21 protein-coding genes are annotated in these 21303 nt (G+C 38.3%); 7 read left to right on the forward strand and 14 right to left on the reverse strand.

Features of this window, described 5'->3' with window-relative positions; all coding sequences use genetic code 11:
- The first annotated feature begins 35 nt into the window (after nt 1-35).
- The 5 genes from pdhA (at nt 36) to ACO1O5_RS17145 (ending at nt 4493) form a co-directional block, all read left to right on the forward strand.
- Nucleotides 36-1028, forward strand: a complete 993-nt coding sequence (pdhA, locus tag ACO1O5_RS17125; protein WP_486272383.1) for a pyruvate dehydrogenase (acetyl-transferring) E1 component subunit alpha — start codon at nt 36-38, stop codon at nt 1026-1028.
- 54 nt (nt 1029-1082) lie between these two features.
- Nucleotides 1083-1796: a tetratricopeptide repeat protein gene (locus ACO1O5_RS17130; RefSeq protein WP_486272385.1), complete on the forward strand. Its 714-nt coding sequence runs from the start codon at nt 1083-1085 to the stop codon at nt 1794-1796.
- Nucleotides 1797-1814: 18 nt separating this feature from the next.
- Nucleotides 1815-2303: a 6,7-dimethyl-8-ribityllumazine synthase gene (gene ribH, locus ACO1O5_RS17135; protein WP_486272387.1), complete on the forward strand. Its 489-nt coding sequence runs from the start codon at nt 1815-1817 to the stop codon at nt 2301-2303.
- Nucleotides 2304-2377: 74 nt separating this feature from the next.
- Nucleotides 2378-3100: a (Fe-S)-binding protein gene (locus ACO1O5_RS17140; protein ID WP_486272388.1), complete on the forward strand. Its 723-nt coding sequence runs from the start codon at nt 2378-2380 to the stop codon at nt 3098-3100.
- 103 nt (nt 3101-3203) lie between these two features.
- Nucleotides 3204-4493 carry a tetratricopeptide repeat protein gene (locus ACO1O5_RS17145; protein ID WP_486272390.1) on the forward strand — a complete coding sequence of 430 codons (1290 nt, stop codon included), beginning with the start codon at nt 3204-3206 and terminating at the stop codon, nt 4491-4493.
- Between the two features lie 525 nt (nt 4494-5018).
- On the opposite strand, the gene ACO1O5_RS17150 is transcribed toward ACO1O5_RS17145, so the two are convergent.
- From ACO1O5_RS17150 to ACO1O5_RS17170, 5 genes are all read right to left on the reverse strand, one after another.
- Nucleotides 5019-5708 (reverse strand): HupE/UreJ family protein, encoded by a 690-nt coding sequence (locus ACO1O5_RS17150; RefSeq protein WP_486272391.1) that lies wholly within the window; start codon nt 5706-5708, stop codon nt 5019-5021.
- 21 nt (nt 5709-5729) lie between these two features.
- Nucleotides 5730-7991, reverse strand: coding sequence for a TonB-dependent receptor (locus ACO1O5_RS17155; RefSeq protein WP_486272393.1), 2262 nt, complete (start codon nt 7989-7991; stop codon nt 5730-5732).
- A gap of 114 nt (nt 7992-8105) precedes the next feature.
- The gene (locus tag ACO1O5_RS17160) at nt 8106-8471 is read right to left on the reverse strand and encodes a hypothetical protein (protein ID WP_486272395.1); all 366 of its coding nucleotides are present in this window, start codon (nt 8469-8471) and stop codon (nt 8106-8108) included.
- 162 nt (nt 8472-8633) lie between these two features.
- Nucleotides 8634-9164 (reverse strand): DUF4331 family protein, encoded by a 531-nt coding sequence (locus ACO1O5_RS17165; RefSeq protein ID WP_486272396.1) that lies wholly within the window; start codon nt 9162-9164, stop codon nt 8634-8636.
- 46 nt (nt 9165-9210) lie between these two features.
- Nucleotides 9211-9873, reverse strand: coding sequence for a DUF4331 family protein (locus ACO1O5_RS17170; RefSeq protein WP_486272398.1), 663 nt, complete (start codon nt 9871-9873; stop codon nt 9211-9213).
- Between the two features lie 238 nt (nt 9874-10111).
- Between ACO1O5_RS17170 and ACO1O5_RS17175 the strand changes: the two genes are divergently transcribed.
- Complete coding sequence (locus ACO1O5_RS17175; RefSeq protein ID WP_486272399.1) at nt 10112-10519, forward strand: EVE domain-containing protein; 408 nt, start codon at nt 10112-10114, stop codon at nt 10517-10519.
- Nucleotides 10520-10575: 56 nt separating this feature from the next.
- A complete protein-coding gene (locus tag ACO1O5_RS17180) occupies nt 10576-11265 on the forward strand; it encodes a Sir2 family NAD-dependent protein deacetylase (protein ID WP_486272401.1) in 690 nt (229 codons plus the stop codon).
- Between the two features lie 16 nt (nt 11266-11281).
- On the opposite strand, the gene ACO1O5_RS17185 is transcribed toward ACO1O5_RS17180, so the two are convergent.
- From ACO1O5_RS17185 to ACO1O5_RS17225, 9 genes are all read right to left on the reverse strand, one after another.
- Nucleotides 11282-11605 carry a cupin domain-containing protein gene (locus tag ACO1O5_RS17185; protein WP_486272403.1) on the reverse strand — a complete coding sequence of 108 codons (324 nt, stop codon included), beginning with the start codon at nt 11603-11605 and terminating at the stop codon, nt 11282-11284.
- Between the two features lie 150 nt (nt 11606-11755).
- A complete protein-coding gene (locus tag ACO1O5_RS17190) occupies nt 11756-14029 on the reverse strand; it encodes a sodium-translocating pyrophosphatase (RefSeq protein WP_486272405.1) in 2274 nt (757 codons plus the stop codon).
- Between the two features lie 80 nt (nt 14030-14109).
- Nucleotides 14110-14532, reverse strand: a complete 423-nt coding sequence (locus ACO1O5_RS17195) for a PIN domain-containing protein (RefSeq protein WP_486272407.1) — start codon at nt 14530-14532, stop codon at nt 14110-14112.
- A complete protein-coding gene (locus tag ACO1O5_RS17200) occupies nt 14529-14789 on the reverse strand; it encodes a DUF6364 family protein (RefSeq protein ID WP_486272409.1) in 261 nt (86 codons plus the stop codon). The genes ACO1O5_RS17195 and ACO1O5_RS17200 overlap by 4 nt, the downstream gene beginning before the upstream one ends.
- A 152-nt stretch (nt 14790-14941) precedes the next feature.
- Nucleotides 14942-16441 carry an NAD(P)H-hydrate dehydratase gene (locus ACO1O5_RS17205; RefSeq protein WP_486272411.1) on the reverse strand — a complete coding sequence of 500 codons (1500 nt, stop codon included), beginning with the start codon at nt 16439-16441 and terminating at the stop codon, nt 14942-14944.
- A 28-nt stretch (nt 16442-16469) separates the two neighbouring features.
- Nucleotides 16470-16985 carry a DinB family protein gene (locus ACO1O5_RS17210; protein ID WP_486272412.1) on the reverse strand — a complete coding sequence of 172 codons (516 nt, stop codon included), beginning with the start codon at nt 16983-16985 and terminating at the stop codon, nt 16470-16472.
- A 94-nt stretch (nt 16986-17079) separates the two neighbouring features.
- Entirely contained in the window at nt 17080-18792 is a 1713-nt protein-coding gene (locus tag ACO1O5_RS17215; RefSeq protein WP_486272415.1) for a S8 family peptidase, read from the reverse strand.
- A 186-nt stretch (nt 18793-18978) separates the two neighbouring features.
- Nucleotides 18979-20016 carry a tetratricopeptide repeat protein gene (locus ACO1O5_RS17220; protein WP_486272417.1) on the reverse strand — a complete coding sequence of 346 codons (1038 nt, stop codon included), beginning with the start codon at nt 20014-20016 and terminating at the stop codon, nt 18979-18981.
- Between the two features lie 860 nt (nt 20017-20876).
- The coding region (locus ACO1O5_RS17225) for an aldehyde dehydrogenase family protein (protein WP_486272419.1) at nt 20877-21303 on the reverse strand (427 nt) is incomplete at its 5' end.

A 21303-nucleotide genomic window follows, 5' to 3' on the forward strand; every position in this document is an offset into this window, starting at 1 on the left:
TTTTACCCTATCTTTGCGGCCTAAAAATTATAAACTTGGCTACAAAGTTTACAAAAGAAACTTATTTGTATTGGTACGAACTAATGCTTTTACTACGGAGGTTTGAAGAAAAAGCCGGGCAGATGTACGGAATGCAAAAGATCCGCGGATTTTGTCATTTATATATTGGACAGGAAGCAATAGCTGCCGGCTGTATGACTGCCACAATTCCTGACGACATTTTTATTACTGCCTATCGTGACCATGCATTGGCAATCGCAAAAGGCGTGTCAGCAAAATCCTGTATGGCAGAATTATATGCAAAAGCTACCGGCTGCAGCAAAGGAAAAGGTGGCAGTATGCATATGTTTGGAGTTAAGGAAAGATTTTTTGGCGGGCATGGTATAGTAGGAGCGCAAATTGGAACAGGCGCAGGATTGGCTTTCGCGGAGAAATATAGGGGTACAAAGAATGCTGTGTTGTGCTTTTTTGGTGACGGCGCGGCACGGCAGGGCATCCTTCATGAAACTTTTAACATGGCGATGTTATGGAAACTTCCGGTGGTTTTCATTTGTGAGAATAATAACTACGCAATGGGAACTTCAGTAGCCCGAACCTCTAACGTGTTGGATATTTACAAACTGGCTGATGCGTATGACATGCCGGGCGATAGAGTAGATGGAATGAATCCCGAAACGGTACATGAGGCAGTAGAACGGGCCGTAAAAAGAGCGAGAGATAACGGTGGACCCACCTTACTGGAAGTGAAAACTTATCGCTATAAAGGTCACAGTATGAGTGATCCGGCAAAGTATCGCAGTAAAGAAGAAATGGAAGAATACAAATTGCAGGATCCGGTTGAAACCTCTTTGTCCAAATTAAAAAATGATTTTGGAGTTAGTGACGAAGAGATTGAAGCAATTAATGAAAGAGTAAAAGCAGAAGTTGAAGAATCAGTAAAGTTTGCTGATGAAAGTCCGTTCCCTGATGATGATGAAATGTATAAAGATATATATGCAGAAGACGATTACCCATACATTATGGATTGATAAAAGTGCATAAACAATATTTTAATAATTAGTAAAGAAAATTAAAAACATAAGATGGCTGCTAAGGCAACACAACAAATAGAAATAGATCCGATACAAAGAGCTCGGGGATTTTGGTTAAACTACAATAAGCCGTTAATCTATATAGGAACTGCCGTAATTGTTGTACTTGCCGGATGGCTCGTTTACAAATACATGTTTAAACTTCCGAAAGAAGACAAAGCGAATGACGCGGTTTTCATGACGCAAAAATATTTTTCAGATTTCAGTAATGCCCAGGGTTCAGATTCTGCAAAAGCATTGATGGCTGCCAAGGTTCTTAACGGCGATGGAAGAAACGATGGCGCATTAAGAATTATCAATAAATATAATGGCACTGCTGCTGCTAATCTTTGCGAATATTATGCCGGTGCTTGTTACCTGCATCTTCACCAATATGCTAAGGCCATAAAATTTCTTAAAGATTTTGATGCCAATGGCGCCACCCAAATAGAAAGCAGGGCTTACGGAATGATAGGAGACGCAAGCGCCGAATTAAATAAAAACGATGATGCGCTGGAGTATTATAAGAAAGCGGCAAACGTAGATGACAAGGATGAATTTACTTCATCTGAGTTTCTTTTCAGGGCGGCACTTTTTGCGGAATCTACCGGCAAAACGAAAGACGCTGTTGAGTTGTTCAAAAAAATAAAAGAAGAATATCCTTTATCGGATAAAGCTTCAGAAGTTGACAGGTATCTTGCGAGGCTTGGCGAATTTTCAGAATAACTTTTTATTGATTATTTGATGGCATCCGTAAACGAAAATTTATATAATTTCAACGCAGGCATCCTTTCAAAGGATGCCTGTATTGTTATTGTGCAGACTGAATGGAATGCCGAAATCGTGAGCAAGTTACTGCAAGGTTGCACTAAAATTCTTCAGCAATACGGCATGAATAATTATAAAATTATTACCGTACCAGGTGCATTTGAAATACCTTTTGCCGTAAAACATTTTTGGGATACTTACCAGAATAAATTTGAAAAACCGCAGGCTTTTATTGCCTTAGGTTGTGTACTGCGTGGAGGCACGCCGCATTTTGAATATGTATGCAAAGCCGTTACAGATGGCGTAGTACATCTTAATTTAATCTTGCCGGTGCCTACTATTTTCGGCGTTCTAACGGTAGACAATCAACAACAAGCCGATGAACGCACTGGCGGAGCACACGGGAATAAAGGGGAAGAAGCAGCTATAACTGCGTTAAAGATGATGGCGCTAAAGTATTCGTAAAATCACATCGGTTTAAATAAATATTTGCAATAACTCCTCCACAATTTTTAAATGTAATGATGAAATTATTTTAAATGAAAGTCCAGTTATTTATACCTTGCTTTGTTGATCAATTGTATCCGCAAACTGCTTTCAATATGGTAAAAGTTTTGGAAAAGGCATGTTGCGATGTGGAATATAATACCAATCAAACGTGCTGTGGCCAGCCTGCTTTCAATGCAGGTTTTTGGGAAGATGCTAAACAGGTTGCATCTAAGTTTATAAAAGACTTCGAAGGAACCGACTATATAGTGGCCCCTTCTGCATCATGCGTTGGTTTTGTAAGAAATTATTATCAAACGCTATTTGCAAATTCTTCGCTTCACAACAACGTAAAGGATATTTCAGGCAGAATATACGAGTTCACCGAATTTCTTACTGAAGTAATAAAAATTGATAATTACGGCGCTGTCTTGGATGCAAAAGTTACTTACCATGATAGTTGCGCAGCATTGCGCGAATGCAAAATAAAAGAAGGGCCGAGAAAATTACTTGGCAAAGTGAAAGGCCTTGAATTAATTGAAATGGCTGATAATGAAACCTGCTGTGGTTTTGGCGGTTCATTCGCTGTTAAGTTTGAATCAATATCTATTGCAATGGCCGACCAAAAAGTAAATAACGCCATGGCCTCCGGCGCCGATTATATTATCGCAACAGATCTCAGTTGCCTTATGCATCTCGATGGCTACATCAATAAAAAAGAACTTCCACTAAAGACGATGCATATAGCTGATGTGTTGGCTAGTGGCTGGGAATAGTTATTCCGGCAGCAAAAATGATCTGAACGCTCTAATTGGTAAAAGTTTTTTTATTTATGAACTGCGAAAGCGTAAAATTCGTAAGTAACTAAAACTTTAAATTTTGAAAAAACTCTTTTCCCTTCTCGCAATTCTTACCATTTTTTCTTCATGTAATCATGATAAAAAGATTATAGTCGACGCTACTTATATCGATAGCCTGATCGACAATTATACGGAGCCGGCTGTGGCCACAAACGCAGCGGATATCAAATTCTGGTGGAGCAGGATTGATTCGACACACCCGGGCTACAGTAACGAATTGAAATATTCATCGGTACTTGCTGCAAGGTTTGGGTTGAAGGGAAATATCCAGGATTTAAAAGCGTCCGACAGTATTTTGAAAGTTATTGCTAAAACCTACAATTATAAAGAAGCGGCTCCTTATACCTCTTTAATTCCGCGTTCTATTTCGCAACACAAGTTTAATGAAGCCGACACTTTCTTAACTAAAGCAAAAGAACTCGGAATAAAAAAATACGACGATGGGGCTTATTCTTTTGATGTGAATTTTGAGTTGGGCAGATATCCGCTGGCGATAGAAAATTTAAACCGTATTCGCGATCCGAAAGATTATGGTTACCAATTCAGAACATCAAAACTTGAGCATTATAAAGGCAATCTCGATTCTGCCATACACGCAATGCTAAACGCAGCGTCACTTGCAGGAAATAATCCAACGCTAATTGCGGCAGCTTTATCTAATGCCGCTGATTTATACATCCATGATGGACAAATTGAAGAAGCCTATAACCTTTATAAAAAATCGATTGCAGCCTATTCAAGCGATTTACATAGCATTATGGGTATCGGTTGGATTGCATTAGTGCATGATAAAAATGATTCACTGGCAAACAAAATATTTCATTTTGTAGCCGGTGAAACTCAAGCGCCCGATCCAATCTTAAAACTTTCACAAACTGCTGAATTAAAAAATGATTCTGCATCTATGAAAAAATATGCACAACAATTTGTTGACATTACAAGCAATCTGCTCTATGGAACTATGTATAATAAATACCTGGTAGAATTATATACAGGCACATTAAATAATCCCGCAAAAGCTGAAGCAGTTGCAGAAAATGAAATAGCCAACAGGCAAACTCCGCAAACTTATGCGTGGTATGTTTGGTGTCTTTATTTCAACAATAAAAAAGATGAGGCTTATAAAGTTTATGAAGCACACGTATCCGGCAAGCCCCTTGAAGGTATTGAATTATATTGGATGGGTAAATTTATGAAGGGTCTTGGTAAGGGATATAATGCCAACGAATTTTTTAAAGTTGCTGAAAAAAATAAATACGATTTAAGTCCTTCAATGATGAAAGATCTTGAAGAGAATTTAAATCAATAGTCTTTCGTTAATTGCTGATGCAAGTGCAGCTAAATTTATCTTCTCAATAAAAGATTATAGCACACTTTTTCACTCCTGATTTTATCAAACGGGCGGTATCTGATTCTTCAAATAATTCAAGTAATAACAGTTAACCGTACACGCCATTGCTTTCTTAACCGGCATTGAAAGCGTATTGACCTGGCAAAATTCCATATGTTTACAATAATGCTCAATCTTAGTTTGAAATAATATTTTGTATCTCGATAGAAATTCGATAGCCCGCGTCCGACCGCATGGCAGACTTGATACAAATCTTTTTCAACCTTCGGTTCTGGCTAAATATTCCACGTGATATTTGCGGGAAAGTATAAAGACAATTGAGCGAACTTGTGCGATTTGGACTTTACGAGTTAAAGAAATAAGTATATGGCCTGAAATATATTTTGAAGTGAAACATTCTATCATTGAGTAAATAGATTCCGGCAGAAGGCAAGGTCATCTATTGTTTTATTTAGGTATTACAAGAATTATGCAGCATTAGAGTTACTTAAAAAATATTCTTTGAATAGTCCAGAAACAGGCAATGGCAGCAATTATAGCAGATAAGGGAATTACAATCCCTTTCCGGTACCACGGTTTATTTCCAAACCATTTTCCAAAAAGTAAATATGCTGAAATAATAACGGTCATCTGCCCGAGTTCAACACCAAGGTTAAACATTAAGATGGACGTAAGATAAGATTTCTCGGGAAGTCCCAGTTGCCCAAGTGCGCTTGCAAAACCCATCCCGTGTATCAGCCCAAATAAAAACACTACCCCAATCCTGGACTTTTTTAATTTGGGTGAAAAGATATTTTCAAGGGCAACATACATAATTGAAATGGCAATTACCGGCTCCACAATATTGGCCGGTGGCTTAATTACATGATACATGGAGAGACCTAACGTAACGGAGTGTGCTACAGTAAACGCAGTTGCCTGCCATAATACAGGCTTTAATTTTGGACTTAATAAATAAAGACTCAATACAAATAATATATGATCGAGCCCAAGGGGAAGAATATGCGTATAACCCAATTCGAGATAAAGCAGGGCAGCATCTTTTCCAGACATTTTTTCGAGTTCCCCAACAACAGTATGAGCAAAGAGTGAGTTACTGATTATCAAACTCAATATGATGAAACCGGCTATTTTTGAATAATATCTTTTTTTATTCAGGATGCTTTCTTGCATTTTTTGTTATTTTAACTATTGTCAGAAAAAAATCGAAAAACTTAGCTTCGCTGAGACCCTCGTCCCTGGCGTAAAACATATTTCATCAACCGGGGCAGGTTCATTTTTTAAACGGGTTATGGTGTCGAATTGGGTTTCTTTCCATTTAGTATTTAAAACATTATTTATTATCAATCCGATTTCGTATTTCGGCTGCGCATAATTGAGAACAGCATCCGTTATAAAATAGCCTGTTGCAACCAAACTGTAGTCTTCATTAGCTGGCCGGTCCCCAATATAACGGTAACGAAAACTTCCGTTCAATCCATATTTATTTATATAGGTAATACCTCCCGTACTTGTCCAAATTGGCGCCAATGGAATATAATTTTGCCCTTTAGGGCCACCGATAGAACGCCCGTGAGCATAATTTAAATCAACATCAAAATATAAAGATTTTATAGGTTGATATCTGCCTGAAAAATCGAAACCAAGACGTTTTGTTCTTCCACTGAATTCAACATCGCCACCATCACCGCCATATACAAATTCCTGTTGGAGGTAGATATACCAAACAGCAGCATTGATCAATATTTTTCCGGCGGGTTTAAATACAGTTCCCAGGTCAGCTTCGTATGAGGAGGGTAATACATCGTAACCATTTTCCACAACCACGGCTCTTGTATCGTTGGAATGGAAACCTTTGCCCGTAGTTAGATAGAACTGAGTTTTGTCATTTACGTGATAATAGAAATTTAGTTTAGGACTTACAGTATTTGCATTGGCTTTGTAAATTCCCGTTCCCGGTAAAGTGCTGTCACTTGCAAGTTTATTATTGTATTTATGGTAAAATTGCTCCAGGCGCAAACCTGCATTCATGCTAAAATACCTGTTAAACATAAATGTTTCGCTTACATAAGGGGAGATACTTAATTCTGAAACATTACCCAGTTTGATGCGATTCAGAAGGGTATAACGGTCCACCGTATGCGAAAGTTCGGAATTGTTCGTAAGGTCGGCACGAATATTTATTCCGGCATTAGTATTGACGCCAATAACGCCAAAGTAACCCGCATGATGATAACTTCCGTTATAGCCCAACAAATCTCTTCCTTCCCTCTGCCGTATTTCATCACCATTTACTGTATCAACTAAATAAAAAGTAAAATTGGTATGAAGATCAAAATGATAGTTGGAATAATACAACTGATTTTTTATAACATCACCATTACCCAGCGACGTAACCAACTGCGCATTTACATTTGTTCTGTAGGTTAATCCCCCTTCGCGAGGATCCAGTGCACCATAAAAACTTATCAGGCCTTCTTTTACAGCACGATCTGGTATTTGTCCAGACGCATCCCACTTGCTCCAGAAGGTTGTTGCGGAAAGTGTGAGTGTACTTTTTTCTGATATTCGTCCTACATATTTTGTAAAGAGATTAAAACGATTAAAATGTTGCGGGTTATCAAAATAGGCATCTGCATATCTATACTCTGAAGCAACATACCATGATTGTTGTTTCTCTCTCGCTGTTTCAGGCAATAAATTAAACATACCCAGGCCGCGAAATGTATTGAACATTCCTCCCTCTAACTTTACAACATTTCTATCGAGCGTGTTTTTTAAATTGTAATCAACAAAACCGGTTGTTGCAAAATCTCCTTTGTTCGCGGCATATGAGCCTTTCTTAAAATCAACGCTTTCAATTGTTTCGGGAATAATAAAATGACTGTCTGCAAAGCCTTGTCCGTGCGCATGAGAAACCATATTGATTGGTAATCCATCAACATCTTCCCTGAAATCCGTTCCATGATCTGCATCAAAGCCACGAAGAAAAATTTGTTCCGCCTTCCCGCCTCCCTGGTGTTGACTTATTACAATACCGGGAATAATACGTAACACTTCCTGCGAATTATTCACACCACGCATCTCAATATCTGTTCTGCTGATAGGTTTATAAATACTACCTGCGTTCGAAGTAATAACTATATTCTGTAACTCAATCTGCCGTTGAGAAATGGCAAGTGTTCTGCTTTTTAATAAACCAACGACTGGAAACCGTTGGGTTGCGTAGCCAATATTATTAACGATTAAGAAAGAGCTCGTATCATAGACTCCTTTAAAATAGAATCTGCCGCTTGTGTTACTTATGGTAATTATATTAGATGGTTCTAAGGTTATTGTTGCTCCTTCTACGGGAAGTTTCGTTTTATCATCAATGATATTTCCACTTATATTCACCTGCGCTTTAGCGGCGAGTGAAAATAAAACGATGAATATATAAAATGGAATCTTATTCACGGGTAAATTTTAACTGATAAAATAAATGTTCAGCATACACGACGTCAATAAGAACAGTGCCGCTGGCATAAACTGTTTTAGATAGTTATTGACGAGGTAAACTTTAATATTTAGTCAGGAAAATTTAGGAGGAGGGAAGTGTTTGCAAATAAAACCGGGAATAGTTTCTGTTTGGCTGCCGGTAACATAATTTTTTCGAATCAGTGAATTCCAGAAATGAAATTTCGATTCACTCGTTGAAACATGTACCTGCGCCTGGTCTTCATTATTGCTGTTTTGATGTTTGCCGTTTGCAGTATCAGAGCTCGTTTGGTCAACCTCTTTCTGAAGATGATCAGCTCCATAAATAGCGTGTACTGTTGCAATGTGAATTGCTTCCGCAAAAGTGTGAGACAGCTTATCTTTTACAATTGGTATTAATGGCTTAAACATTACGGTCGCGTAAAGTATCATCATGTAATATGCAATTGCGGATCTCATTTTTTATTATTCTGAAGGAGATACTTATTTGTTTAAGGCGTATAAAATTAAACTCATTCATACAACATACGAATTTACCCAAGGCACAGTTTTGTATTTCAATATTTAAGTAAAAAAAAACCGGGAATAAATTCCCGGTTGAGTTTTCAAAAAGAATTTTTATTAATGAGGTTGTGCTAAATAAGGAAATGTAGTTGAAAATGCAACATCGTTGGCATTGACATGATCGCTCGTTAAACCAGGGTTATCTGTTCCTTTTGTTCCGCCAAAAATCAATAACAATTCAGTGTCAATTACATCATCGTCTAAGGCTCTCCCTGTTAAAACATTAGTGCCGTCGAAAAACGTTGTTTTGCCAGTTGTTGAAACATTTAAAACATCTGTTGCCAGTAAACCTGTAAATGTTGGGGCATCAAGACCCAATGCATTCATGGTATAGGCCGGGTTTAAAGCCATTAGAGTAGTCATAAATTTAGGTTGATAAATGGTTCCCATCGCAGAAGGTACCGTAGTATTAAAGGCGTCTTTATCTGCCGTTGCATTGAATACTGTATTTACGGCAGGTCTTCCCATTTGATCTGCCTGTTGATAATAAACGATGGTATTGCCGCCGCCAGGATTTTTATCTTTACATGCCGCAAAGAACATGCTTCCCGAAATAAGGAGCGTTAGTAATTTTATTGTTGTTTTCATCTTTAATAATTTTTTTGTTTGTAATTAATAAGTTGGTTAAGATATTTTATACTTTCTTTCTTGTAGTTAACCAAACATTTATTTTTCCTGATCCACCTAACATTGATTTTGGAAGTTCTACAACTACACTCATCACATTGGTTCCGGCAAAAGCATCTTTACCGGGGTTATTAAAGCTGGTTGCAGTTCCTGCTAAAATTGCATGGTACTGATCAAGATCAAAGAAAAAAGGATCATCTCTTGGTCCGGCAAAAACAGAGATGCCACCTTTTGTTGCAACAATGGGCGTTGAAGCGCCATAAGGAGTAACGCCAACAGATGCGGTTACATTTCCTTCCAACTTACTCATTGTTCCATTCGCGGTTGGTTTAATAGGACCATACACCTTCATAGTATTTGAGGCAGCATTGTACTTACATTGAACCACCAGGTCTTCAATGTTGTCGTTGTTGTTGTCAATGCTAAATTGAATGAGCGTGTTCTCATCAAATTTAGCGGCCCCGGTAGTGGCAGGAGTTAGAAGGCCCTGCGTGTTTGCTACAAGAACAATATCGTTTGTATTGGCACCCTGGAATGCATACAAGTCGGTAATGTCTGTAGTTTGATTGGTTACTGACGGAGCATCAATGTGGTCGGCAGCATAAATGATACCACCTGTCACCAGCGCCAGTGCGGCAATCGCGGCGAAAAGAATTTTTTTACGTTTCATTTTTTTAATGGTTTTTAGATTAATAAATCAGTTCAGTGAATTAAACTTTTAAAAAGACTAATAAACGGAACATATAATTTTTTATACATTAGAATTACGAGAAAGCTTTCCCGCTGGTTTTTATTAACAAAAAGTTTTTTAATTCAATATGGATTCGATGATAACAATCCGCAAAATTTTAATTGAAATTTTTTTGCAATAATCTCTTTATCTTTCTTGAAATATTTAAATACGTTTTATGAATTACTGGCTTGTAAAATCAGAGCCTTCCGTTTATAGCTGGGAGCAATTAGTAAAAGACAAAAAAACAACATGGGATGGCGTGAGAAATTATGCCGCAAGAATTCATTTAAGAGCGATGAAGAAAGGTGATGAAGTTTTATATTATCATAGTAATGAAGGGATGGAAATTGTTGCTATCGCAAAGGTTGATAAAGAAGCCTACCAGGATCCTACAACAAAAGATGAATGGGTTGCGGTTGATTTGAAACCCCTCAAAAAATTAAAAAAGCCTGTGAGTCTACTAACGGTGAAAAATGATAAACGCTTGCAGGATATGGCGCTCGTTCGTTTGGGAAGATTATCTGTTCAACCTGTTACCGAAAAAGAGTGGAAAGTAATTATGGAATTGGCTGGTGAGAAGTGACATATTTTAAATTATACAGAATTAGTCCGGAGAATCAGAAACAGTAATTTTGTGGAATGAAAAATCTTGTTGTTCTCACTGGCGCCGGCATTAGTGCAGAAAGCGGTTTGAAAACTTTCCGCGATAGTGACGGCCTTTGGATGGGATACAATGTTTATGAAGTTGCTACTCCCGAAGGTTATAAAAAGAATCCAGGGTTGGTTCTCGATTTTTATAACATGCGCAGGAGGGAAGTAGCCGCAGCTCTACCCAATGCTGCTCACAAAGGGATTGCAGATTTACAACAACATTTTAATGTAACGGTTATCACGCAAAATATTGATGATTTACATGAGCGTGCCGGTTCAAAGAGTGTATTGCATTTGCACGGAGAGATATTCAAAATGCGTGGCGAAAGAAATACCAATACTTTTTATGAGATAAGAAATGATATTAATTTAGGCGATATGGCACCCGATGGAACGCAGTTCAGGCCGCATGTTGTATGGTTTAATGAACAGGTGCCGATGATTGAAAAAGCGGCTATTACCATTTCTGATGCTGATATTTTTGTCTTAGCAGGTACATCGTTGCAAGTATATCCCGCTGCAGGCTTAATTGATTATTTACCAGGTGATGTGCCCAAATATATTATTGATACGAATCCTCCATACATCCGGCCGCATCATAATTTTCACGTGATAGAAAAATCAGCTACAGAAGGCGTAGCGGAGTTGATGAAAATGTTGATCGATGAAGCTTTATAGTTTCGAAGCAGAATGATCAATAGATTTCATCTCCGTAAAAAACAACCCACGTTGCAAAATCATCAGAGAAATTAACGAACCGGTGTTCCATATGGGCGGGAACAAAAATTACATCGCCCTGGCTGCAATCTATCATTTCTCCATTCCTGTAAAAACCGGAGTTACCGGAAGCTATCACATACAATTCATTTTTATTGTGTGGCTGTTGTTCATCTGATATCTTCGGGGCATAATATTCCACCGTCATTTTACCGTCTTCCATTACTTCTACAAACTTGTTGTTTTCTTTGGTCAATAGTTTATGTGCTTCGTCTACGGATATGTGATAGTTGTGATTCATTATTTCTAAATTAAACTGAATTATTAATTTGCCTGGACAAAAGTAGTCAGTATAAATAAGGTAAGAAACTTTATTGCACAAAAAAACCAGGAATATATGCACTCCTGGTTATCAAATATTTTTGGTAAAAGGTGATTAATTCTAATTAGATTATCGCTTTATGAGCGCTTCTTTTTTAGCAGTTATAAAATGCGTGCCGGACAGGACAACCGTATTTTGCTTCTTCATTAAATTCAGTCCGCTTTCTTTTTCTTCTAATAACCGGAGATTTTCCATCTTAAGCTGCCTGTCTTTTTCAATGCTATCGTGATGTATTCTTGCAAGGGTAGGAGCAATAACCAAAGAAATAATACTCATCAGCTTTATTAAGATATTCATGCTTGGCCCGGATGTATCTTTAAAAGGATCGCCAACCGTATCACCGGTTACAGAAGCTTTGTGCGGTTCAGAACCTTTGTAAAAAGTCTCATTGTTTATAACAGCGCCTTTCTCAAAAGATTTCTTGGCATTATCCCATGCACCGCCTGCATTGTTCTGAAACATTCCCATTAATACACCGCTCACGGTTGCTCCCGCAAGAAAACCACCCAATACCTGTGGCCCGAAAATAAATCCGACGATAAGAGGAGATATCAATGCAATGGCACCAGGCAACATCATTTTTTTAATAGAAGCATCGGTTGAAATGGCAACACATTTTTCATACTCAGGTTTCCCCGTTCCTTCCATAATGCCGGGTATTGTTCTAAACTGGCGACGCACTTCTTCAACCATCGCCATAGCTGCCTGGCCAACCGCACGTATTGCCAATGATGAAAATATAAATGGAATCATGGCACCAACAAATAAACCTGCTAATACATCAGCACGATAAATATCGATTCCGTCAATTTTTGCAATGCCGACAAAAGCCGCAAACAGAGCCAGCGCAGTTAAAGCTGCTGATGCAATTGCAAAGCCTTTGCCTGTTGCAGCAGTTGTATTTCCAACCGCATCGAGTATATCTGTTTTTTCCCTTACCTCTTTTGGAAGCTCACACATTTCGGCAATCCCGCCAGCATTATCCGCAATAGGTCCAAATGCATCGATTGCTAATTGCATTGCTGTAGTTGACATCATGCCCGCAGCAGCGATTGCAACGCCGTATAAACCAGCACACCAGTAAGACATGTAAATTCCTGAAGCCAATACCAAAATTGGTAGCAATGTACTTTCCATACCTACCGCAAGCCCCCCAATTATATTTGTTGCATGGCCCGTAGATGACTGCCGTACGATACTCATGACAGGACGTTTACCTATAGCTGTATAATATTCCGTTATAAGACTCATTAACGTGCCAACAACCAAACCAACGAATATGGCTCCATAAACGCCATATTTTGTAAAATGATAATTTCTTAAAACCATATCATTATCAGGCATCAGCCACATCACTAAAAAATAAGAAGCAATAGCACTTAGAATAATAGAACCCCAGTTACCAAGGTTAAGCGCTTTTTGAACTACCGCCGTATTCAGGCCAGCACTGTCAGAAATTTTTACAAAGAATGTTCCTACTATTGAAAATAAAATACCCATTGAAGCAATGAGCATTGGCAATAGAATAGGAGCCATTCCACCGAAACTGTCAGCAGAACTTGTCTCTCTACCCAATACCATTGTGGCAAGAACTGTTGCAACGTAAGAACCAAAGAGATCAGCGCCCATGCCCGCAACATCACCAACGTTGTCACCCACATTATCCGCTATGGTTGCAGGGTTGCGTGGATCATCTTCGGGAATGCCAGCTTCCACTTTTCCTACAAGGTCAGCACCAACATCTGCGGCTTTTGTATAAATACCACCGCCAACGCGAGCAAACAAAGCAATACTTTCAGCGCCAAGGCTGAAGCCTGTTAGAATTTCTATGGTGCGTTCCATTTCTACGCTATCAACACTGGCACCCGAAGCAAAAATTGCCTTTAATATAATAAAGAGACCACCTAATCCTAACACTGCCAGACCTGCTACTCCGAGTCCCATGACGCTTCCACCCGTAAAGGAAACTTTAAGCGCTTTTGAAAGACTTGTGCGGGCTGCCTGCGTCGTTCGCACATTCGCTTTAGTAGCAACCTTCATTCCGATAAAACCCGCCAGCGCACTCATGATGGCACCGGTAACGAATGACAGCGCAATACTCCAGTGACTATTGGCACTGCTGAATCCCATAATGCCCAATAATAATGCAGCAATAATGACAAAATAAGTTAGAATCTTATATTCAGCTTTGAGGAAAGCCATCGCACCATCTGCAATGTGCTGGCTGATTTCCCTCATTTTTTCATTGCCGGCATCCTGCTTACTTACCCACGAAAATTTTATGAATGTGTACAGCAAGCCAACAATTCCCATCGCCGGAATTATGTAAATCAAATTTTCCATATCAATTATTACTTAAATTTTTGGGTGGCAAAAATAGGGTAAAATGTATTAATAAGCTAATTCAGCAGTGGCGTGATTGTCTAACTGAAAAACAAGTGTTTTTGAAAGAAATCTTCACTTCTCAACACCTCTATTTTTGAAAAATAAAAATCTTCGATGTCTTCTGTAATAATACAGTCGCATTTACTTTCAACAGCGGCATAATATTCAAGCCCATCTTCAAAGTCTTCAATGGCGGGATTATTTAAAGACTTAACCACGGTTGTTGTATTTGCAGGGGCAATGCGGATGTGTTCACATAAAATCTTAATCCTTTTTTTTGCTGAAATGCTTTTATATTTTTTTTCTGCAAAATAAAAAGCGATAGCGAGGCACACGGGAGATGTAAATAAAGTAAACTTTTTGTTATCGGCAAGACTTACGATACGGGAGGTATAAGTAAAAAGCGGATATTCTTTATTTAAAACAGAAACTAAAATATTAGCATCAAGAAATATTTTCATTTTCTTGATTTAAAGTATTCTTCTTTAGCAGCTTTTCTGGTTCTTCTTGCTTTTGTTTGATAAATGGCCCCGCCTTCAGCAACCTGTTGCACCCAATCTGAAATAGGAAAATCTTCTAATGAATTGTAATTATTGGAAGTAACTTTTTTCAATAAAAATTCTATCAGGCGTGAAAGACTGATGTTATTCTTTTCGGCATATTTTTTTGCTTTATTAATTACCGATGCATCAAAACTTAAAGTAATCTTATTATCCACGGCCATCATTTTAAAACACAAAAATAATATTTTTATACTACAAAGAAAATTTTATTGTACGTATAGATGCACATTTTTAATTGCCAGCAAGTCGATAGGCAAATCACCGTTGTTTATTTAAAATGGCCAATTATTTCAAAACGGCTAAATAACTATTGACTTATTTGCATAAACGCATCTCCCAAATGATCAATAATATCACTTGCAATCATCGCTTCTTTTGAAAGCTTACTGGCAGCGATGTCTCCTGAAAGCCCATGAAGATAAACACCCAGCATGCAAGCATCAAGGGAAGAATATTTTTGCGCCAGTAAACCTGTTAGTATGCCAGTAAGTACATCACCGGAACCTGCCGTAGCCATCCCTGAATTACCAGTTGAATTAAAATATCCTTTTCCATCGGGTGTTGCAATTAAGGTATAGTGACCTTTTAAGACAATATAGATATTAAGATCTCTTGCCTTTTTTAAAGCGAGCTCTATTCGTTCAAAATCGTTTTCTGATTTTCCGAACAACCGTTCAAACTCTTTTGGGTGAGGGGTAATGATACTATGTTCAGGAATCGATTTATATAATGATGAATAATTGCTTAGCACATTTAATGCATCGGCATCTATCACTATCGGGCCTTTTGAATTTTTGAAAACTTTTTGCAATAACTCTTTATGAGAAAGATGCCTGCCAATTCCCGGGCCAATACCAATTACATCGAAATTTTTTAAATTGTCAATGTCTTTAATAAAGGTGTTGCCAAACATAGTACACATGGCTTCCGGTATGGACGTTTGCATTATGGTATAGCCTTCCTTACAAATGTAGCAGGTAAGTTTTCCGACGCCGCTTCTAAGACAAGCGCCGGCACTTAACACTGCCGCACCCATCATACCATAACTACCAACTACCAGGCACGCATAGCCGTAATTGCCTTTATTGGCAAATGACTTACGTGGCATGTAAATCTTTTTAATCGCACCCTTATCAATTAATTCATATACAGTTTTTTCTTCTTCATAATATTGAGTGGAAAGTCCAATGTCCAGGATCACCACTTCACCACAAAAAGATTCATTTTCAGGCATCAAAAATGCCAACTTCTTTTGTTGAAAAGAAAGCGTATAACGCGAACGAATAATCGCATTTCCATGTGAAGATATATCGGTGTATAATCCGCTTGGCATGTCGATGGAAATTATTTGGGAACCCGAATTATTTAAATAAAGAATCAATTTTTTAAAAATGCCGGAAGGTTTTTTATTAAGCCCTGTTCCAAATAAAGCATCAATAATGATGTCATCTTTTTTTATTTCGGGCAACACTTCAACCGATTCTATGAAATGAAATGCCGAAGATTTTTCTTTTAGCCGTTGCAGGTTAATATTAAAATCATCAGAGCCTGCCGAACTACTTTCAACTATGTAAACTGAAACGGAGAAATTGTGTTCGATGAGCAACCTCGCAACCGCCAGCCCGTCACCACCATTGTTACCCTTACCACAAAAGATTTTAAACGCAGGAGCATTATTATAATTTTGTAAGATCCACCTGGCGCAGGCATTCGCTGCACGCTCCATTAGATCTATAGAAGATACCGGTTCATTATTTATTGTAAATGAATCCCAGTTTTTAGTTTGTTCGGCAGTAAAAAGTTTCACACTTATATTTATTTGAAGAGCACTTACGCTACACGCCAATATATCTTTCCTGTATAATTCTTATGTGATGGCTTACATGCCCGACAGTAACAAAGCCCACTGCCGCTACCGTTATGGTATAATCGCTGGCTTTACCAACCGTATGTAATGCCTCATCAGTAAAACTATTGAAAAGATATTCTGTCGACTTGCGGGTTACAACAAATTCTTCAATCAGCTCGTTCCAATCACGATAATTCGCATTTGAGTTCAATGCATAACTATTTTCATCAAAAGAGGGGAGGATGTGCTGTTCTTTTCTCGCAAAGCACATAGCCCGGTACGAAAAAACTCTTTCTGCGTCTATCACATGCTGCAGCACTTCTCTAATAGTCCATTTCCCTTCAGCATATTTTCTCATCGAGAATTCGTCACTAATCGATTGAAAGAAAATTTCCGCAGCAGGCATTTGATTTTTGAATGCAAGCTTTAAATCATCTTCTTTTACCTGGTTAATATACCGCTGAAAATACTCAGGATACGTTGTTGGGGAAGGCCGATTCATAATAAGTGAATTGATGTACAAATTAAATGTAAAAAATAAAAAAACCTAACAGCATTTTATTGGCATGTTAGGTTTCAGGCTATTTTAGGATATTTTAATCGTTTCTTTCTCTTCTTGCTTTCGATTTTGGCAACTTTAATTCCTTGTCTTTATCTCCCTTTAAAGTAGCCGCCAGTTTCACTGCTTCATATGCATTTACTTCGCCACCGCTTATACTTATATCAGAAAGGTTCACCATCGTAGGCTCCCCGTCGTTGCCGGGTGATTTTTGTGTGCCCGGTAAAATAACTTTTTCTGTTATAGGCGTAGCCGATTTATCAATTACATATTTGACTTGTTCAGCGGTAAGATCAGGAAAATATTCACGTATCAAGGCCGCAACACCTGCCACCACGGGACATGCCATGCTGGTTCCGGAATAATTACCATACTTATTTCCGCCGGGTAAAGTAGAATAGATATTTACGCCGGGGGCAAAAACATCAACTTCATTTTTTCCATAATTACTAAAACTGGCAGTGAAGCCACCGTTAGTAGAATCGCCGCTGGCGCCTACCGTGATAAAATTCTTTGCCCTTCCTGAACCATCTGCAAAAACAGGACTGGGGTAATCGGCAGCAGTATCAATATCCTCATGATCATTGCCTGCGGCATGTACCAAAAGTACATCTTTGCTTTGTGCATATTTTACGGCATCATCTACCCAGGTTTTTTCCGGAGAAAATGGTTTACCAAAACTCATACTGATAACCTGGGCGCCATTGTCGACAGCGTAACGAATAGCATTGGCAATATCTTTATCATGTTCATCGCCGTCTGGTACCGCACGCACCATCATTATTTTAACATCGTTTGCAATGCCGTCCATACCTATGCCATTATTCCTTACGGCTGCAATTATTCCTGAACAATGGGTACCATGCGATGGAGTTCCGGACATTACATCATTGTTTCCATAATTGCGGTCATTGATGTCATTCTCATTGTCCTTAACAATTTCTCCACGATAGTCTTCCGGTGGCGTTTCGCCTTCCTCGCCTTTTAGAATTTGCCCTTTTAAGTCATTAATAATATCAGTATTAGAAATGTCATAATCACTATTTAGTTTACAAATATTCAGGTAAATGCTCATTGCGGTCCTGGCATCGGCGTCAGTTGGCGTATACGATTTTAAATCATTGCCGGTAAACTCCGCTTTACCCAAATCTTTGGCAATAATTGAATCGCCCCTTTGCAAAGGCGGTAGAATTCTTTTCATGAAAACTAATTCCCTGGGATCAACACCGTTTAAAACTTTTTCCTTCGCCCTAAGATATTCTTCCACTTCTTTTCGTTGAGCCGGCATCATGCTGGTTGTATCCGGAATGCTGTCGCCATATTTTTCATGCAGCTTCCAGTATACCCGGGCAGCTTCGTATGAATCCTTATGCACGGGAGTTCCATCTTTACCACCGATAAAGTTCCAGCCATATACATCGTCTACGTAACCGTTATGATCGTCGTCAATGCCATTACCGGGTATTTCACCGGGATTGTGCCATAACACCGACTTCAAATCTTCCTGCGTTGTATCAACGCCGCTGTCAATTACAGCAACCACAACCGTTTTAGGTTTCCTGTTTTGCAAAAATTTATATGCTTTATCAAGGCTGATACCGTAGAAACCGGTTTCGCTTCTGTCCAGTTCATGCCAGTTGTGTGGCGCTACGATCTTGGTTTTTTCCGAGGTCCCCTGCGCAAGACCCACAAAAGGCAGCGCAGCGAGGCAAATAATGCCGAAGAAGAATTGTTTAATTCCTGAAATCATATGGTGTGTTTAACTTTTAGAAACACAAATATTTGTAAAATAGTTCGATTAATAAGACCGCTTATGTATTATTATCGAATCTTTAAGGGAAATATTAGTTAAATGCCATTGCAATAATATGCTATCTATAACCATATTTCTTTTAGTGAAAAAAATATCGCTTAATGGGTAGCACAGATAATGCAATCACTTACAATTTGTGTCATACAGCGTGACACCTACACTTTGCCCCATCTCTTTTAATTTTTTCCATGTTTCGCAAGCCAACTCTATATTGCCCAGTTTTTGGTAACTGTATGCTAAATCATAATATGCGTCCAGGTCGGTTTCATCAATTTTAATACATGTTAAAAATTGAGCAACGGCTTTGTCAAACTTGCCATTTTTAAACAATCTACGTCCACTATTAAAATGGACGGCTAACTCATCTTTTTCAACGTTTGTAAGGCCTTTTAATTTTGGTAAGGTATCTTTTGTCGCAAACGAAAAGCTTGTAAAGCTGCCACTAAAAATATGAGTGACTTCAAGAAAAAAATTTAATCTGAACTGAAATAATTTGGTAGAAGGAGGCATAATCCATAAGCCGCTGGTCGAATTTAAAATATTGGTAACTTCTTTAATTTGCTTATCAGAAAAATTCTTTAGCGACGTAATTGAAGCAGTTCGTACCACCCCATTTCCTGAAATAATCAGAGAACCCTTTAATGATTTATCTTCTTGCGGGTAATCGAATTTGCTTACAAACAGTGCATTTAGTGCCCCCTCGTAAGCAGGAAAGAAATAATCATTATATTCTATCACCGAATCTGTCGTAAATGTTAGCTGTTTTGTTTTAACCAGGTAATCATATATATAATCTGCATTAATAAAAACATAATTGTTTATTTTATCGTCAGACAATGGGGTTTTGGGAATTTCTGTAACGCCGAGAAACACATCATTAAGTGAATCGATATGGTAATTGACAAGATTACCGAATGAGATGGTACTATCATCATCAAAAAAATAGTTCTGCTGCGCCGCATATTGAATATCAGATGACATATGAACGGTGTCGGCGGTGAAGAGGTAATGCAGACATCCAATGCCCCTGTTAGTTCGATCTACAATCCTGCTTCCATCTTTTCTTTGGGCCTTAATTTTTATCCACTCGGTATTTTTTAAATCCTGTGCGTTGGCAAATGAATACACGAAAGTGGAGACAAAAACAAATAGATATTTCATGACATAGTAGTTTTGGTATGAGTTATTTTTTCCTTATTGCTTTAAAGAACCGCCAGGAGTTATTTATACTTACATAAATATATATAACGTAAGAATGCCTAAGATAATTTTATAGGTGATTATTTGCAAATAATAAAACATGTACCTGATGAACAAGCTCTTTCCTATAGCCAGCCACAAAAAAGAGCGGGCTTTCACCTGCTCTGTCAAAATTCAAAATAACTATGAAAAAATAACTCGGTCTCCAATTTCCAAAATATAACCCGCATCGTTTACACTGCTGAGGTTATGCACCAATAGAAATGTATCATTTAAATCCCCTAAACTTTCCATAGTAAAGTTGCGGCTCTTGCCGGGTTTTACTTCCTGGCCCCTGCCATCCATAACTGCGTCTGCAGAAGGAGCGAGGTAAACAAAGAGGGATGCGTTCTCCGAATTATTTGTTATCCCCGTTTCGCCTCAGTAGAAAATGTGAGGTAAAACCTGGACATCTATTGATACCAGCGGGAAACCATTTGCAGAAAAGCAAAAGATGTTTCCTTCTTTAAGCAATGACTTAGTTATCCCTGAAAAACAACAGCCACAGTTTTTTAAGGAATAATTACGTCAGTTTTTTTGCCTGATGTATTCAACAATAAGAAAAGTGATAAATAAAAGTTTCGACATAATCGATAGAACCCAGATAAGTAAAGCAAAAACTTTTTTAACTTTTATCTTAAAAATTTACAATAGGGCAAAATCTTTTTTTACATGCAGCTTTAAAAAGGAACATGCCCAAAAAACTTTTTTTCAGCTATCTTAAAAAGTCAGGATAGATCTTAAAAAAATAACAACTAACAGGCAGAAATTATTACAACATCTCACACCGTAAACTTTATCCCCTGTGCCAGCGGAAGCTTATCCGTATAATTAATAGTGTTGGTTTGCCGGCGCATATAGGCTTTCCATGCATCGCTGCCACTTTCTCTGCCGCCACCGGTTTCTTTTTCTCCACCAAAAGCGCCACCAATTTCTGCACCGGAGGTTCCTATGTTTACATTCGCAATTCCACAATCGCTGCCCGCCTGTGAAAGAAATAATTCCGCTTCGCGGACGTTTAATGTAAAGATGGAACTTGATAACCCCTGCGGCACATTGTTCTGCAAAGCGATGGCTTCTTCAATGGTTTTATATTTTATAAGGTAGAGTATGGGCGCAAAGGTTTCATGCTGCACTATTTCCATATCGTTCATTACTTCAGCAATGCATGGCTTTACATAACAGCCGCTTTCATATCCTTTGCCGCTA

It is taken from the genome of Ginsengibacter sp., from assembly GCF_057362405.1.